Origin of the sequence: Actinosynnema sp. CS-041913, assembly GCF_050942485.1 — a bacterium.
In the GTDB taxonomy this organism is placed as follows: Bacteria; Actinomycetota; Actinomycetes; order Mycobacteriales; family Pseudonocardiaceae; genus Actinosynnema.
Map to the genome: position 1 here is coordinate 535,623 of NZ_CP192037.1, position 13,621 is coordinate 549,243.

General features: G+C 71.9%; 15 protein-coding genes and 2 pseudogenes. 9 read left to right on the forward strand and 8 right to left on the reverse strand.

Annotated elements, in window-relative coordinates; genetic code table 11:
• Window positions 1–47: 47 nt before the first annotated feature.
• On the reverse strand, window positions 48–2,291 hold the full coding sequence (locus ACQPZF_RS02600) for a helicase-associated domain-containing protein (protein WP_433267834.1): 2,244 nt from the start codon (window positions 2,289–2,291) through the stop codon (window positions 48–50).
• Between the two features lie 82 nt (window positions 2,292–2,373).
• On the opposite strand from ACQPZF_RS02600, the gene ACQPZF_RS02605 reads away from it, so the two are divergent.
• The 4 genes and pseudogenes from ACQPZF_RS02605 (at window position 2,374) to ACQPZF_RS02620 (ending at window position 5,596) form a co-directional block, all read left to right on the forward strand.
• Window positions 2,374–2,559: a hypothetical protein gene (locus tag ACQPZF_RS02605; RefSeq protein ID WP_433267836.1), complete on the forward strand. Its 186-nt coding sequence runs from the start codon at window positions 2,374–2,376 to the stop codon at window positions 2,557–2,559.
• Between the two features lie 272 nt (window positions 2,560–2,831).
• Entirely contained in the window at window positions 2,832–4,220 is a 1,389-nt protein-coding gene (locus ACQPZF_RS02610) for an NAD-dependent malic enzyme (protein WP_433267838.1), read from the forward strand.
• 10 nt (window positions 4,221–4,230) lie between these two features.
• Window positions 4,231–4,704, forward strand: coding sequence for a cyclic pyranopterin monophosphate synthase MoaC (gene moaC / locus ACQPZF_RS02615; protein WP_433267840.1), 474 nt, complete (start codon window positions 4,231–4,233; stop codon window positions 4,702–4,704).
• Window positions 4,701–5,596 (forward strand): annotated as a pseudogene (locus ACQPZF_RS02620) (molybdenum cofactor biosynthesis protein MoaE). The gene moaC and the pseudogene ACQPZF_RS02620 overlap by 4 nt, the downstream one beginning before the upstream one ends.
• Before the next feature lie 310 nt (window positions 5,597–5,906).
• On the opposite strand, the gene ACQPZF_RS02625 reads toward ACQPZF_RS02620, so the two are convergent.
• The 3 genes from ACQPZF_RS02625 to moaA form a co-directional block, all read right to left on the reverse strand.
• Window positions 5,907–6,575, reverse strand: coding sequence for a transglycosylase family protein (locus ACQPZF_RS02625; RefSeq protein ID WP_433267842.1), 669 nt, complete (start codon window positions 6,573–6,575; stop codon window positions 5,907–5,909).
• Between the two features lie 379 nt (window positions 6,576–6,954).
• Window positions 6,955–7,209, reverse strand: a complete 255-nt coding sequence (locus tag ACQPZF_RS02630; RefSeq protein ID WP_433267844.1) for a MoaD/ThiS family protein — start codon at window positions 7,207–7,209, stop codon at window positions 6,955–6,957.
• Window positions 7,210–7,212: 3 nt separating this feature from the next.
• Window positions 7,213–8,223 carry a GTP 3',8-cyclase MoaA gene (moaA, locus tag ACQPZF_RS02635; protein ID WP_433274406.1) on the reverse strand — a complete coding sequence of 337 codons (1,011 nt, stop codon included), beginning with the start codon at window positions 8,221–8,223 and terminating at the stop codon, window positions 7,213–7,215.
• 152 nt (window positions 8,224–8,375) lie between these two features.
• Here moaA and ACQPZF_RS02640 point away from each other — a divergent pair, with 152 nt between their 5' ends.
• The 3 genes and pseudogenes from ACQPZF_RS02640 to ACQPZF_RS02650 form a co-directional block, all read left to right on the forward strand.
• Window positions 8,376–8,837 carry a MarR family winged helix-turn-helix transcriptional regulator gene (locus ACQPZF_RS02640; protein WP_433267846.1) on the forward strand — a complete coding sequence of 154 codons (462 nt, stop codon included), beginning with the start codon at window positions 8,376–8,378 and terminating at the stop codon, window positions 8,835–8,837.
• 18 nt (window positions 8,838–8,855) lie between these two features.
• Complete coding sequence (locus tag ACQPZF_RS02645) at window positions 8,856–9,650, forward strand: HAD-IIA family hydrolase (RefSeq protein ID WP_433267847.1); 795 nt, start codon at window positions 8,856–8,858, stop codon at window positions 9,648–9,650.
• Between the two features lie 178 nt (window positions 9,651–9,828).
• Window positions 9,829–10,599 (forward strand): annotated as a pseudogene (locus ACQPZF_RS02650) (metallophosphoesterase); the annotation flags it as partial.
• Window positions 10,600–10,611: 12 nt separating this feature from the next.
• On the opposite strand, the gene ACQPZF_RS02655 reads toward ACQPZF_RS02650, so the two are convergent.
• Both ACQPZF_RS02655 and ACQPZF_RS02660 read right to left on the reverse strand, forming a co-directional pair.
• Window positions 10,612–10,986 (reverse strand): YccF domain-containing protein, encoded by a 375-nt coding sequence (locus tag ACQPZF_RS02655; protein ID WP_433274408.1) that lies wholly within the window; start codon window positions 10,984–10,986, stop codon window positions 10,612–10,614.
• A gap of 78 nt (window positions 10,987–11,064) precedes the next feature.
• The gene (locus ACQPZF_RS02660; protein ID WP_433267849.1) at window positions 11,065–11,604 is read right to left on the reverse strand and encodes a TetR family transcriptional regulator; all 540 of its coding nucleotides are present in this window, start codon (window positions 11,602–11,604) and stop codon (window positions 11,065–11,067) included.
• A 53-nt stretch (window positions 11,605–11,657) separates the two neighbouring features.
• Here ACQPZF_RS02660 and ACQPZF_RS02665 point away from each other — a divergent pair, with 53 nt between their 5' ends.
• Window positions 11,658–12,296: an HAD family hydrolase gene (locus tag ACQPZF_RS02665; RefSeq protein WP_433267851.1), complete on the forward strand. Its 639-nt coding sequence runs from the start codon at window positions 11,658–11,660 to the stop codon at window positions 12,294–12,296.
• Between the two features lie 80 nt (window positions 12,297–12,376).
• On the opposite strand, the gene ACQPZF_RS02670 is transcribed toward ACQPZF_RS02665, so the two are convergent.
• Window positions 12,377–12,574 (reverse strand): hypothetical protein, encoded by a 198-nt coding sequence (locus tag ACQPZF_RS02670; protein WP_433267853.1) that lies wholly within the window; start codon window positions 12,572–12,574, stop codon window positions 12,377–12,379.
• A gap of 136 nt (window positions 12,575–12,710) precedes the next feature.
• On the opposite strand from ACQPZF_RS02670, the gene ACQPZF_RS02675 reads away from it, so the two are divergent.
• On the forward strand, window positions 12,711–13,097 hold the full coding sequence (locus tag ACQPZF_RS02675) for a cold-shock protein (RefSeq protein ID WP_433274410.1): 387 nt from the start codon (window positions 12,711–12,713) through the stop codon (window positions 13,095–13,097).
• Window positions 13,098–13,138: 41 nt separating this feature from the next.
• Here the strand turns inward: ACQPZF_RS02675 and ACQPZF_RS02680 are convergent, their stop codons facing one another.
• Window positions 13,139–13,612 (reverse strand): DUF2771 family protein, encoded by a 474-nt coding sequence (locus ACQPZF_RS02680; RefSeq protein ID WP_433267854.1) that lies wholly within the window; start codon window positions 13,610–13,612, stop codon window positions 13,139–13,141.
• Window positions 13,613–13,621 lie beyond the last annotated feature (9 nt).

Genomic DNA, 13,621 nt, shown 5'->3' on the forward strand with positions numbered 1-13,621 from the left:
AAGGGCCCCGCCGCCACCGTCAGGTGATCAACGCGCCCGATCGGGCATCACTCGGAGTCCTCGATCAGCGCCGCCGACGTGATCCGGTGCAGCGGGAACCGGCGCACCTCGCCGTAGCTGACATCCACGCCTTCCAGCACACCACCGCCCACGACCTGCGGTTTTATCACCCGACGGGCCGCCGTGCCATGGCCGTCGACGAAGTCCACCAGGACACCGCGCCCCTCCCGGGCGGCCCGTTGCAGCAACGCCATCGTCGCCGACGGACCCGCTCCCAGGTGACCCGGCACGGACACCCGAGTACCCCCGGTAGTGGACGCCGCCTGGTCGCCGGCGCGCACCATCCGCACCAGCTCGCCCAACTGCTCGTCCGACGGCGGCGTGGGCGCGGGCGACCTGCGCCGGCCCTTGCCCGCGATCCGCCTGCCCGTCCCCGCCCGCAGGTCCAGCACCCGCCCGTCCGGCCCTTCGGCGGCCGGCGCGAACCCGGCGGCCCGCAACCCGTCCATCACCTCGGCCAGCGGATAAGGGCTGACCAGCACGGTCGGCGCGATCTTCCGCAGCTCCAGCCGCTCCGCCACCGGGTGCGCGGCCACCTCGGCGATCAACACGGGATCGTCGCACCGCAGGAACGACCCGGCCGCGCCACCCCGCAGCTTGCCGTGCTTGCGGGCCGCGTCATCGATCAGGTAGGTCAGCGACTGCGGGATCGGCGTCCGCGACTTGGACCGGAACAGCTCGTGCAGGTCCGCCGCGGTCCGCCCGGCGTCGAACGCCCGCCGGACCGAACCCTCGTGCACCCGGTACACGGTCGCGCCACCGGCCGACTCGACGTCCGCCACCATCGCGATGTCGTCGGCCAGGTCCGGCTCCAGCCGTCCCGGCGCGACCACGGTCAGGTCGGCCTGCACCAGGACGTGGTCGACCGGCGCCGGCAGGGCGTCCCCGAGCCGCTTCGCCGCGGGCCCAGGCCCCTCGCTCAGCAGCGTGCGGCCCTGCGCGGTGAGCGCGTGCAACGCCAGCACGCCGACCGCCGTGCCCTCCGCCAGGGTCCACCGCACCAATTCGTCCCGCAGCCGCCCACCCCGCCGAGGCGCGCGCCACGCCAGCACAGCGGCCAACTCGTCGGCGTTCGGCACGGCGGTGCCCACGGGAAGGGCGGCCAGCGCCTCCAACACCCGCTTGCGGTCGCGCGGCGCACCCGGGCGGTTGAGTTCGGGCGCCAACGGGTTGAGCAGCCGGTCACGGTCGTCCCGCTGCCCGATCAGGCCGGGCAGCCGGGGCAGCTCCAGCCACGCCTGGGCGAGCGTCGCCCACCGGTGCTCGGGCGCGGCGGCCAACCAGGAGTCGGCCTGCGTGGTCGGCACCCACTCGGGTTCGGCGCCCTCGCTGTCGGCGACGAGCCCCGCATTGACCACCAACTCGACGAGCAACCCGGCCCGCCGCTCGTCGACGTCCAGGTCCTTGGCGACCTTGCGCAGCTCACGGACACCCACACCACCGGACCGGAGGACCGCCGGCGGCTCCTCGGACCACCCGGTGAGCAACGCCTCGACGTGCCGCCCGAGTTCCAAGGCCTCGCCGGCGCCCGTGCTGTCGACCGTCGCCGGCTCCCGTTCGACGGTGGTCAGCGCCGGCTCGGCGGTCTGGACCGGACCCAGCGGACGGTCCCCGCGGACCTTGAGACCGATCTCACGCGGCAACTCGACGGTCAACGCGTCCCGCCGCACCAACAACCCGCGGGCCAGCAACTTCTGGATGGGCGTACGGGCATTCGCCAACGACACGACGTGCGCGGCGTCCTTCGTCTGCCCGACCGGAGGCCCGGCGGCCAACGCACCCAACACCCGCCGCTCGTCCTCCCCGAGAACACCGAGGTCGACGTCGGCCAGGCTCGGCACGGACCGCCCGAGACCACAAGGGAACGGGTTGACCGCGTCCCGGGTGGCGGGCGGCGTGGAGAGGGAGTCGTCGTCCCCCCACACCAGCGCGCGGTCGCGCAACGCGTCGACAGCCGGCCGGACGTCCACGTCGAACAACCGGCTCAGGTCCCCGAGCCCGACCGGCCGCTGATCGGCGTCCAACACCAACAGCGCTTCGAGGACGGTCAGCGTCAACGTGTCGAGATCCTCACAGGCCCGAGCGACAGACGCCCGCGACCCGACCCGGGTGGCCAGCACCATCGTGTCGGCAGGAGGCGGAGTGGCCAGGTCAGGACGCGCGCGCAGCAGCGCCACGAGCGCGGTGTCGTCCTGCGCGCGCAGCCACGCGGCCAATGTGGTGCCGGACATCCCCACCACGGTATAGGGCCGCGCACACCACCGACCCGGTGAGGCACACTTGTCCCGACGTGCAGGACTCTAAGGAGGAACCGTGGCCAAGGCCCGCCCCGAGCGCATCGACCCCCACTGGCCGGAGCCGCCCGCGGACGGCAAGTACGCGGTGAGCGAACTGACCAGCGACGTCCAAGGCGCACTGTCCCCGTTCGGCAAGGTCACGTTCCCCTTGCCGGCGGAAGAACTCGGCTACTACCACCCGGTGACCGAAATCAACCGCTGACCGGCACCCCCAGCCACAGCCGAGGCGCGCACACCTGTCGGTGGGCTGCGTGTCATCCCCGTACGGCCTGCCCGCAGGTTGTCTTCGACCTGGTCATACGGGGATGGCACGACGCCCGGGTCTTGCTCTTGTGATCATCCTTCGCGGCCTGCCCAACGGCGACCGCCTCCGCGCCAAGGCAGAACAGCGCCAACGCCGAGCCGCGCACGTACCGCTAATCCAAGCGGACTAGGCTCGGTCAACGGTTGAGCAGTGCTGTTCTGGGAGGTTCGATGCCGGTCCCCGGCCCTGGTTACTCGATCACCGTCCGCTTGGAAGCGCCACCTTCAGCGAGCGCGGCAGGCGACCTGACCTCGGCAGTGGGCAGAGCAGGCGGCGTGATCACCGCGTTCGACGTCGTCGAGTCGCACACCGACCGGGTGATCATCGACCTCACCTGCAACGCCCTCTCCGCCAACCACGCCAAGGACATCACCGACACCCTGGGCCTCCTCCCGGGCATCGTGGTCCGCAAGGTCTCCGACCGGACGTTCCTGGTCCACCTCGGCGGCAAGATCGAGATCTCCTCCAAGGTCCCGCTGCGCAACCGCGACGACCTCTCCCGCGCCTACACGCCGGGCGTGGCGCGGGTCTGCCAGGCCATCGCGGAGAACCCGGACGACGCGCGCCGCCTCACCATCAAGCGCAACACCGTGGCGGTCGTCACCGACGGTTCCGCGGTCCTGGGGCTGGGCAACCTCGGCCCGGCCGCCGCACTGCCCGTCATGGAGGGCAAGGCCGCCCTCTTCAAGAAGTTCGCGGGCGTGGACGCGTGGCCGGTGTGCCTGGACACCCAGGACACCGAGGAGATCATCCGCGCCGTGGAGCTGATCGCCCCCGTCTACGGCGGCATCAACCTGGAGGACATCGCGGCTCCCCGGTGCTTCGAGATCGAGGCCCGCCTGCGCGAGAAGCTGAACATCCCGGTCTTCCACGACGACCAGCACGGCACGGCGATCGTCGTCGTCGGGGCCCTGCGCAACGCCCTCCGGGTCGTCGGCAAGAAGCCCGAGGACTGCAAGATCGTGGTCTGTGGCGTCGGCGCGGCCGGGTCCGCGATCATCCGCCTGCTGCTCAAGCAGAACCCCGGCGACGTGGTGGCGGTGGACGTCGACGGCATCGTGCACCGCGACCGGCCCGGCCTGGACGACAACCTCAAGTCCATCGCCGCCGCCACCAACCGCGACAACGTGAGCGGGCGGCTGCACGACGCGCTGGTCGGCGCGGACGTGTTCATCGGCGTGTCCGCGCCGAACCTGTTCGGGGCCGAGCAGGTCGCCACCATGAACTCCGACGCGATCGTGTTCGCGCTGGCCAACCCGGACCCGGAGATCGACCCGATGGAGGCGCAGAAGCACGCCGCCGTCGTCGCCACCGGCCGGTCGGACTTCCCGAACCAGATCAACAACGTGCTGGCGTTCCCCGGCGTCTTCCGCGGGCTGCTGGACGCGCACGCGCGCACCATCACCGACTCGATGCTGCTGGCCGCCGCGAACGCCATCGCGGACGTCGTGGACGGCGAGAAGCTGAACGCCTCGTTCATCGTGCCCAGCGTGTTCGACAACACGGTCGCGCCCGCCGTCGCCGAAGCGGTCCGGAAGGCCGCCGCCGGACAGGCCTAGCATCGCTGGCATGACCAAGCAGTTCAGCCACCTGGACGGAACGGGCGCGGCCCGCATGGTGGACGTGTCCGCCAAAGAGCCGACCACCCGCACGGCGGTCGCGTCCGGCGTGCTGCGGACCATCGACGAGGTGGTGGCGCTGCTCGGCAGCGACGGCCTGCCCAAGGGCGACGCACTGGCCACCGCGCGCATCGCGGGGATCATGGCGGCCAAGCGCACCTCCGAACTCGTGCCGCTGTGCCACCCGATCGCGTTGACCAGCGTGGCGGTCGACTTGGAGCTGGGCGCGGCGGAGGTGCGCATCACCGCGACCGTGCGGACGACCGACCGGACCGGCGTGGAGATGGAGGCGCTGACCGCCGTGTCCGTGGCCGGGTTGACGCTGCACGACATGGTGAAGTCCGTCGACCCGGCGGCGACGCTCGACGCGGTGCGGGTCGAGCGCAAGGAAGGCGGCAAGACCGGCCTGTGGGTGCGGCCGTGAGGACGGCGCGGGTGATCACCGCCTCGAACCGGGCCGCCGCCGGGGTGTACGAGGACCGGGGCGGCCCGATCATCGTGTCGTGGCTGGCCGAACGCGGCTTCGACGTGCCGGACGCGGTGGTCGTGCCGGACGGCGACCCGGTCGCGGAGGCGTTGCGCTCGGCCGTGGCCGCCGGCGTGTCGGTGGTGATCACCACCGGCGGCACGGGGATCAGCCCGACCGACCGGACCCCCGAGGCGACGCGGACCGTGCTCGACTACGAGGTGCCGGGCGTGGCCGACGCGATCCGCACGTCAGGCTGGCCGCGCGTGCCCACCGCCGTGCTGTCGCGCGGTGTGGCGGGTGTGGCGGGCTGGACCTTCGTGGTGAACCTGCCCGGCTCGACCGGCGGGGTGCGCGACGGGCTGGAGGTGCTCGGCACGCTGCTGGAGCACGCGGTGGACCAGTTGGCCGGAGGTGACCACGCATGACCGAGGTGCTGCGGGCTGCCGTCAGCGAGGAGCCGTTGTCGGTGGACGAGCACGCGCAGCTCGTGGCTGATGCCGCCGCCGGCGCGGTGGTCACCTTCGCGGGTGTGGTGCGTGACCACGATCACGGGCGGTCGGTGCGGGAGCTGGAGTACGTGGGGCACCCGTCGGCCGGTGATGTCGTGGCCGAGGTCGTGCGCGACGTGGTGGGGCGGTTCGACGGGGTGCGGGCGGTCGCGGTGTCGCACCGGGTCGGTGAGCTGGCGATCGGGGACGTGGCGCTGGCTTGCGCCGTGTCGGCCGAGCACCGGGGCGAGGCGTTCGCGGTGTGCTCCGAGCTGGTGGACGAGGTGAAGCGGCGGCTCCCGGTGTGGAAGCGGCAGGTTTTCGCGGACGGCACCGACGAGTGGGTCAACTGCCCTTAGCCCGGCCTCCGGCCCTGTCTTTGGCCTGGCCTCCGGCCCCGCCTTGCCTCCGGCCCCCGCCTTGCCTGGCCTCCGGCCCCCGATTCAATCATCCCACGGACCACCGACAATCCCGGCGGTGCGCGGGCAAGGGCGATCATGACCGTTCTTGACCGGACAGCGGTGGTCCTGCTGTTGGCCGGCTAGCGGTGACCCTGCCGGTGGTCGGCTTGCGGTGACCGTGTCGTCGGCCGATTAGCAGAGACCCTGCCGTCGGGGGGAAGACGGCAGGGTCTCTGGTCTGGCGGGTCGGCCGTGGCCGACCCCGGGATCACTTGGTCGCGATCTTGTGACCCGGCAGGATCAGGTCCGGGTTCGGGATGAACTGCTTGTTCAGCTCGTGCAGCTTCTCCCAGCCACCCTCGACCTTCAGCTCCGACGCGATCTTGGACAGGCTGTCGCCCGCCTTGATCTCGTAGTCGCCCGCCGGGTTGGTGCTGGGCAGGGCCACGGCCACCGGGGCGGGCGCGGACTGCTGGACCGGCGCGGACTGCTGCTGCTGCTGCGGGGTCGCCTTGCGCGGCTGGGCCGGGGCCGGGGCGGCGGTGCGCTGCGGGGCGGGGGCGGCGGCGCCGCCCAGGCCCTTCGGGCCGCACACCGGCCACGCGTTGATGCCCTGCGAGTCGAGGACGTTCTCGGCGACGCGGATCTGCTCCTCGCGGGACGCCTGGTGGGGCATCCCGGAGCCACCGTTGGCCGTCCACGTGCTGGGCAGGAACTGCAGCCCGCCGTAGTAGCCGTTGCCGGTGTTGATGCTCCAGTTGCCACCGCTCTCGCACGCGGCGACCGTGTCCCAGTTGACGCCGGAGCCCTGCGCGCTCGCAGTGCCGGCGGCCAGGCCCAGCGGGGCGCCGACGATGACGCCGGCGACGGCGACCTTCGCGACGGTCCGGGCGGCGGAGCTGACGGCCGGTCGGTGCTTGCCTCGGTAGGAAGCCATTTCCCTCTCTGCCCACCACACCTGCGCGATCGACTCGGGTTCGGGGCCCGGGATGTCGATCGGTCCCTGTCCGGGCGGTTTTCTCTCACTCGGGGTTGGTGCCGGGGTCGCTGGACAGGGCTCGGTGTGCGACATCCCGGATCTTGCTCGTGGTCGGTCGGGGCCAACCGAAGAGCGACGGTACGTAACCGGGAGCGCGAGTCCAAACGTTCCATTGTGTGGCGCACATCACTGTAACGCTTTGCAGTGATCCGCCGAGATGGCTGTTTAGCCAGCTCAGACCGCCGTTACCATCTCGTTTCCGTTCCGAGATCTGTCGAGATGGATCACGTTAAGTGAGGCATGGCTCACGTTGCCGACCCCCCTGAGTAGCGGCTCGTCAGCCGCCGGCGAAGGGCGGGAGCACGTCCAGCCGCGACCCGGACGGCACCGGCGTGCCGCGGTCCCGGACCGCCACGCCGTCCAGCAGGAAGCTGCACGCCGCCAGCACCCGCTCCAGCCCGTCCCCGTGCCGCGCGCGCACCGCGTCGAGCGCCTGCGCCACGGTGGGCCCGCCGGGCAGCTCGAAGCTCTCCTCCGGCACCCCGGCCGCCGCCCGCGCGCCGGCGAAGTACCGGACCGTCAACTGGACCAACGCTCAGCCCCCGATCGCGCTCATCGGCCGGTCCGGCTGCTGGAACCCGGCGTCATTGATGCCGTGCCCGGCCGCCTTCGCCCACGAGTTCGCCCGCCACCGGTCGGCGATCTCCCCGTCCGACGCGCCGCCGCGCAGCAGCGCCCGCAGGTCCGTCTCCGACCGGCTGAACAGGCAGTTGCGCACCTGGCCGTCGGCGGTCAGCCGGGTCCGGTCGCACGCCGCGCAGAACGGCCTGGTCACGGACGCGATCACGCCCACCGCGGCGGGCCCGCCGGCCACCAGCCACCGCTCCGCCGGCGCGCCGCCCCGCTCGCCGGGCTCCGGCGTCAGCTCGAACTCCGTCCGCAGCTCCGCCAGGATCTCCTCGGCGGTCACCATGTCGCCCCGGTCCCAGCCGTGCTGCGGGTCCAGCGGCATCTGCTCGATGAACCGGAGCTGGTAGCCGTGCGCCAGGCAGAACCGCAGCAGCGGCACGGCCTCGTCCTCGTTCACGCCGCGCATCAGCACCGAGTTGACCTTGACCGGCGTCAGGCCCGCGTCCCGCGCGGCGGCCAGCCCCTCGAACACGTCCGCCAGCCGGTCCCGCCTGGTCAGCGTGCGGAACCGGACCGGGTCCAGGGTGTCCAGCGAGACGTTCACCCGGTTCAGCCCGGCCGCCACCAGCGCGGCGGCCCGCCGGTCCAGGCTCACGCCGTTCGTGGTCATGGAGATCCGGGGCCGCGGCTCCAGCGCCGCCGTCGCCGCGATGACGGCCTCCAGACCGGGCCGCAGCAGCGGCTCGCCGCCGGTGAACCGGACGTCCGTGACGCCCAGCCGGGTCACCGCGACGCCGATCAGCCGCGTCAGCTCGTCGTCGGTGAGCAGCTCCGGCTTCGGCAGCCAGTCCAGGCCCTCGGCGGGCATGCAGTAGGTGCAGCGCAGGTTGCACCGGTCGGTCAGCGACACGCGCAGGTCGGTCGCGACCCGGCCGAAGCGGTCGACCAGCAGCGCGGAATCCGGCCGCGCGGACATTTCGGACGTGCCCCGCACGGTGGGTAGGCCCAGCTCGACTGCTGTCACCCCTACCAGGGTAATGCGCCGCCGGCGGAGGGCGCCGGAACCGGCCTGGAGACAGCTCGGAGGAAGATGCCGGCCGAACTCTCTCACCGGCTAAATTACTTGACATGAAGAGCGAGCACGACGTCCCCGCCGACGAGTTGGAGCGGTTCGGCTTCTACGCCCGCGAGGCCAGCACGCTCACCATCCTGTTCCACAGCCGCGTGGCCGAGCAGATGGGCCTGTCGCCGACCGACGAGAAGTGCCTCGACCTGGTCGTGCGCGCCGAGGACCCGATCACGGCGGGCCGCATCGCCGAGCTGTCCGGCCTGTCGACCGGCGCGGTGACCGGGGTGATCGACCGGCTGGAGAAGGCCGGGTACGTGCGTCGGGTGCGCGACCCGCACGACCGCCGCAAGGTGCTGGTGGAGGTCACCATGGCGGACCACCGGTTCGACCACCTCTTCATCGGCGCCCAGGAGACCCTCCGCGAGGTGTTGGCGCAGTTCACACCGGATGAGCGGAGAGTGCTGGAGCACTACAACAAGACCCTGATCGAGGTCTTCCGGAGACGCGTCATCGACGCCTGAGCCGGCAGCATGGCGGCCATGGCCGAGCAGTGGAACTACCTGATGGACATGGACGGCGTGCTCGTGCACGAGGAGCACCCGATCCCCGGTTCGAGCGAGTTCGTGGCGGAGCTGACCGCGCACGGCATCCCGTTCCTCGTGCTCACGAACAACTCCATCTACACACCGCGCGACCTGCGTGCCCGGCTGGCCCGCACCGGCCTGGAGGTGCCGGAGACGGCCATCTGGACCTCCGCCCTCGCGACCGCGAAGTTCCTCGACTCGCAGCGGCCGGGCGGGTCGGCGTTCGTGATCGGCGAGGCCGGCCTGACCACGGCGCTGCACGAGATCGGGTACGTGCTGACCGACCGCGACCCGGACTACGTGGTGCTCGGCGAGACCCGCACGTACAGCTTCACGGCCATCACCAAGGCGATCCGGCTGGTGGAGGAGGGCGCGAAGTTCATCGCGACCAACCCCGACGCGACCGGGCCGTCCCGCGAGGGCTCGCTGCCCGCGACCGGCTCGATCGCGGCCCTGATCGAACGCGCCACCGGCCGCGAGCCGTACTACGTGGGCAAGCCGAACCCGCTGATGATGCGGTCCGCGCTGCGGGCGCTGGGCGCGCACTCGGCGAACACGCTGATGATCGGCGACCGGATGGACACCGACGTGCGGTCCGGCCTGGAAGCCGGGCTGCGCACCATCCTGGTGCTGACCGGCATCTCGTCGGCGTCCACCGCCGAGCTGTACCCGTACCGGCCGACGCGGGTGGTCAAGTCCATCGCGGACCTTCTCGGCAACTCCGCGGACCCGTTCCCCGACGAGGCGTGACACCTGACCGGGGGTCACCCCCATGAGGACTGGGCGTGCCACCCGACCGGAACTCACCCCGGAGGGGGAGGCCGATCGCCCGACGATCCTCCCGCCGGGGGTGGCCGTCCGGCCCAACCCACGCCCGCGTTGATCCACTTCTACGCACCGCGGGGCAACGTCGCTTATCGTCGCAACTGTGGACCGACCGCTGTTCGTGGTAGGCGACGTGCACGGGCACCTCGCCGAGCTGACCCGCGCCCTGCACGCCCGCGACCTGGTGGATGAAGCAGGCGACTGGGCGGGCGGCGACGCGGAGCTGTGGTTCCTCGGCGACTTCGTGGACCGGGGCCCGGACGGCATCGGCGTCATCGAGTTCGTCATGCGCCTGTCCGAGCAGTCCGGCGGCCGGGTGGACGCCCTGATCGGCAACCACGAGGTCCTGCTGCTCGGGATGCACCGGTTCGGCGACGAGCACGTGCCGAACGCGCCGACCCCGCGCAGCTTCGCCCGGAGCTGGCTGCTCAACGGCGGCCTGCGCAGCGACCAGGACCGGCTGACCGACAAGCACATCGAGTGGCTCACCACCCGCCCGGCGCTGCACCGGGTGGACGACCACCTGCTCATGCACTCCGACACGCTGGCGTACCTGGAGTGGGGCTCGACCATCGCCGAGGTGAACGCCGCCGTCCACGGGGTGCTGGCGGGGCACGACCTGGACGCCTGGTGGGAGTGCTGGCGGAAGATGACGACCCGGTACGCGTTCCGGGGGCCGGACGGCGGCGCGGTCGCCGCCGCGCTGCTGGACGCGCTGGGCGGGTCCGAGGTGGTGCACGGGCACAGCGTGATCGCCGACCAGCTCGGCGTGCCGCCGGAGGAGATCGACGGGCCGCTGCGGTACGCCGACGACAAGGTGCTGGCGATCGACGCCGGGCTGTACAGCGGGGGGCCGTGCCTGGTGGTGCGGCTGGACGGCGGCGGCCTAGGGGGCGGGGACGATGACCTTGCCGAGCGGCATGAGCGAGACCGGGACCATCTTGAAGTTCGCGACGCCGAGCGGGATGCCGATGATCGTGACGCACAGCAGGACACCGCTGACCAGGTGGCCGATCGCCAGCCAGAACCCGGCCACGACGATCCAGATGACGTTGCCGACCAGTGACGGCGCGCCCGCGTCCGGCCGGTCCACGATGGTCCGCCCGAACGGCCACAGGGCGTAGTTCGCGATCCGGAACGCCGCCAGCCCCCACGGGATCGTGATGATCAGGATGCAGCAGACGATCCCGGTCAGCACGTATCCGATGGCGAGCCAGAACCCGCTCAGCACCAGCCATATCAGGTTCAGGATGATCCGCACCGCACCATCTTGCCCGAACGCCGGCCACGGTGATGCGGCCAAGCGGATCACCGTGCGGTCACGGGTGGACGGCGGGTCTCAGGCGAGCAGGGCCGTGGCCACCAGCACCACGGCGCGCACGCCGTCGTGCCGCGGGGTGAGCAGGTGGCTGAGCGCCACCCGAACGACGGTCTCCGCGACCAGCTCGGCCCGTTCGGCGGGCAGCCACGGCCAGTGCCGGCGCACGTGCTCCAGGAACACGTCCGTGGCGGAGGACAGCACCGCGTGCCCCCTCGTGGTCACCAGCGGCAGCATGTCCTCGGCGTTCGTGCCGCTGAGCACGGAACTGCTCAGCGGGTCCTTCGCGGCCAGGTCGAACACGAAGCGCGCGGCCTCGCGGATGCCGTCGACCGGATCGGGCGTGTCCGCGAGCCGCCGCCGGACGCCGTCCACGAACTCCTCCGTCTTGTGGAGGGCGACGGCGTGCACGATCCGTTCCTTGTTGCCGAACTCGTTGTAGACGGTCTGCCGGCTCACGCCCGCCCTGGTGGCCACGTCCGCCATCCGCAGGCCGCGGAAGCCGTGCGCCGCCAGCAGGTCCGCTGCGGCATCCACTAACGAGCGGGTGAGTTCGGTCACGGCCCCCAAGCTTTACACAGAGTGGCTTTTTGTAAAGCCCGTAGAGTGCGGACGTGTCGCTGACCGTGGGATTCGACCTGGACATGACGCTCATCGACCCCAGACCGGGCATGGCGGCGGTGATGGACGCGGTGGCCGCCGAATCCGGCTACCCGCTCGACGGCGCGCACTTCGCGGCGAACCTCGGCCCGCCGCTGGACATGGTCTACCGCGACTTCGGCGTGCCCGAGGAGGACGTCCCGGACCTCGTCGCCCGGTTCCGGCAGTTGTACCCGGAGATCGTCATCCCGGCGACGGTCGCGCTGCCCGGCGCGGAGCAATCGCTTGCGGCGGTGCGTGAGCTGGGTGGCAGCGCGGTCGTGGTGACCGGGAAGTACCGCGCCAACGCCGCCCTGCACCTGGCCGCGTTCGGGTGGGAGGTCGACCACCTGTTCGGCGAGCTGTGGTCCACGGGGAAGGCGGAGGCGCTGAAGGCCCGGGGCGCTGCGGCGTACGTCGGCGACCACGTCGGGGACGTGCGGGGCGCGCAGGCGGCGGGCGCGGTGGCCGTGGGGGTGCCGACCGGGCCTTGTTCGGCGGCCGAACTCACGGCGGAAGGCGCTGACGTGGTGCTCTCGTCGTTGGCCGAGTTCCCCGACTGGTTGCGGGAGCACGCTCCCCGGCTCGCGGACGGGAGCTTCGCGCGGCGCTAGCCAGGTCCGGTGCCGGCTATCTGCTGTGTCGCCTTCGTGCGGCGCTGACCAGGCGCGACGCCGGCCAGGCCCGGTGCGGGCTAGGCGTGCGGACGGCGGCGGGAGCCGCGGACGGCGCCGTACACGCCGAGCGCCAGCCCGGCCGGGGCCAGCAGCCAGCCGGCGGCGAACACCCAGGCCGGCAGGCCTCGTTCACCCGCGATGAACATCGCCGCGATCGCCACGACGCCGAGCGCGAACAGCGCCACCGCCGGCGGCATCAGCTTCGAAGTCGACATGGGGTGAGCGTAGTCGCGCGGGTGGTCGCGCGATCGGAGGTGCCCCGACAGGGGTCTTCTGGATAGTCTGGTGGGACGCGTCCTGGGCACGCCTGGGGCGCGTTCGTCGTGTGGTTGCAGAGGATTGGTGAGCGCGGTGCCGACCGGCAAGGTCAAGTGGTACGACTCGGAAAAGGGCTTCGGCTTCGTCACGCAGGACGGTGGCGAGGACGTGTACGTGCGGAAATCCGCGCTGCCTCCGGGCGTCGAGGGCCTCAAGGCCGGACAGCGCATCGAGTTCGGCATGGCCGAGGGGCGGCGCGGGCCGCAGGCCCTGTCGGTCCGGCTGATCGACCCCGCCCCCTCGGTGGCGGAGGCGCGGCGGCGGCCGGCCGAGGAGCTGCACGGCCTGATCGAGGACATGATCAAGCTGCTGGAGGTCAAGGTGCAGCCCGAGCTGCGGCGCGGGCGGTACCCGGACCGCAAGAACACCAAGCTGATCGCCGACGTGGTCCGGGCGGTCGCCCGGGAGCTGGACCCGTAAAGCCGACCCGGGAAGCCGGGGAGCCGGACCGGTGAGGCCGGCTACCGGCGGTCCTCCACCGAGAGGATCCAGGTCCCCCTGGCCACGAAGTCGAACGCGCCGGTGGTGCTCGACTCGATCCGGGAGCCGTACTGCTGGACCTCGACGCTCTCCAACCGGTCGTCGGGGTTCGGCAGCACGAGGGTGTAGGCGTACTTCGGGTCGCGTTCGGTGAACAGCTTGCTGCGCAACGGCTCCTGCGGCTCGCCCCGCGCGTTGCGGTAGGTGAACTTCACCGACCAGGCGGTCTCGGCGAGGTCGCCCGGAACCGAGATCTGCACCGGCTTGCCCGGCCGCACCCGCAGCACGCCGGCGGCCCGGCTGTCCGCCGTGCAGTTCTCCGACTTCACGTCGCAGTACTGGGTCGGCTTGACGTTGACCGTCTTGCCGTCGGCGTGGAACGTCACCTCGGGGCTGGTGGGCGCGGCGCAGCCCGCGACGACCAGGAGCAGCAGGAACGGCAGTACTCGGCGCACGGGCAGGCA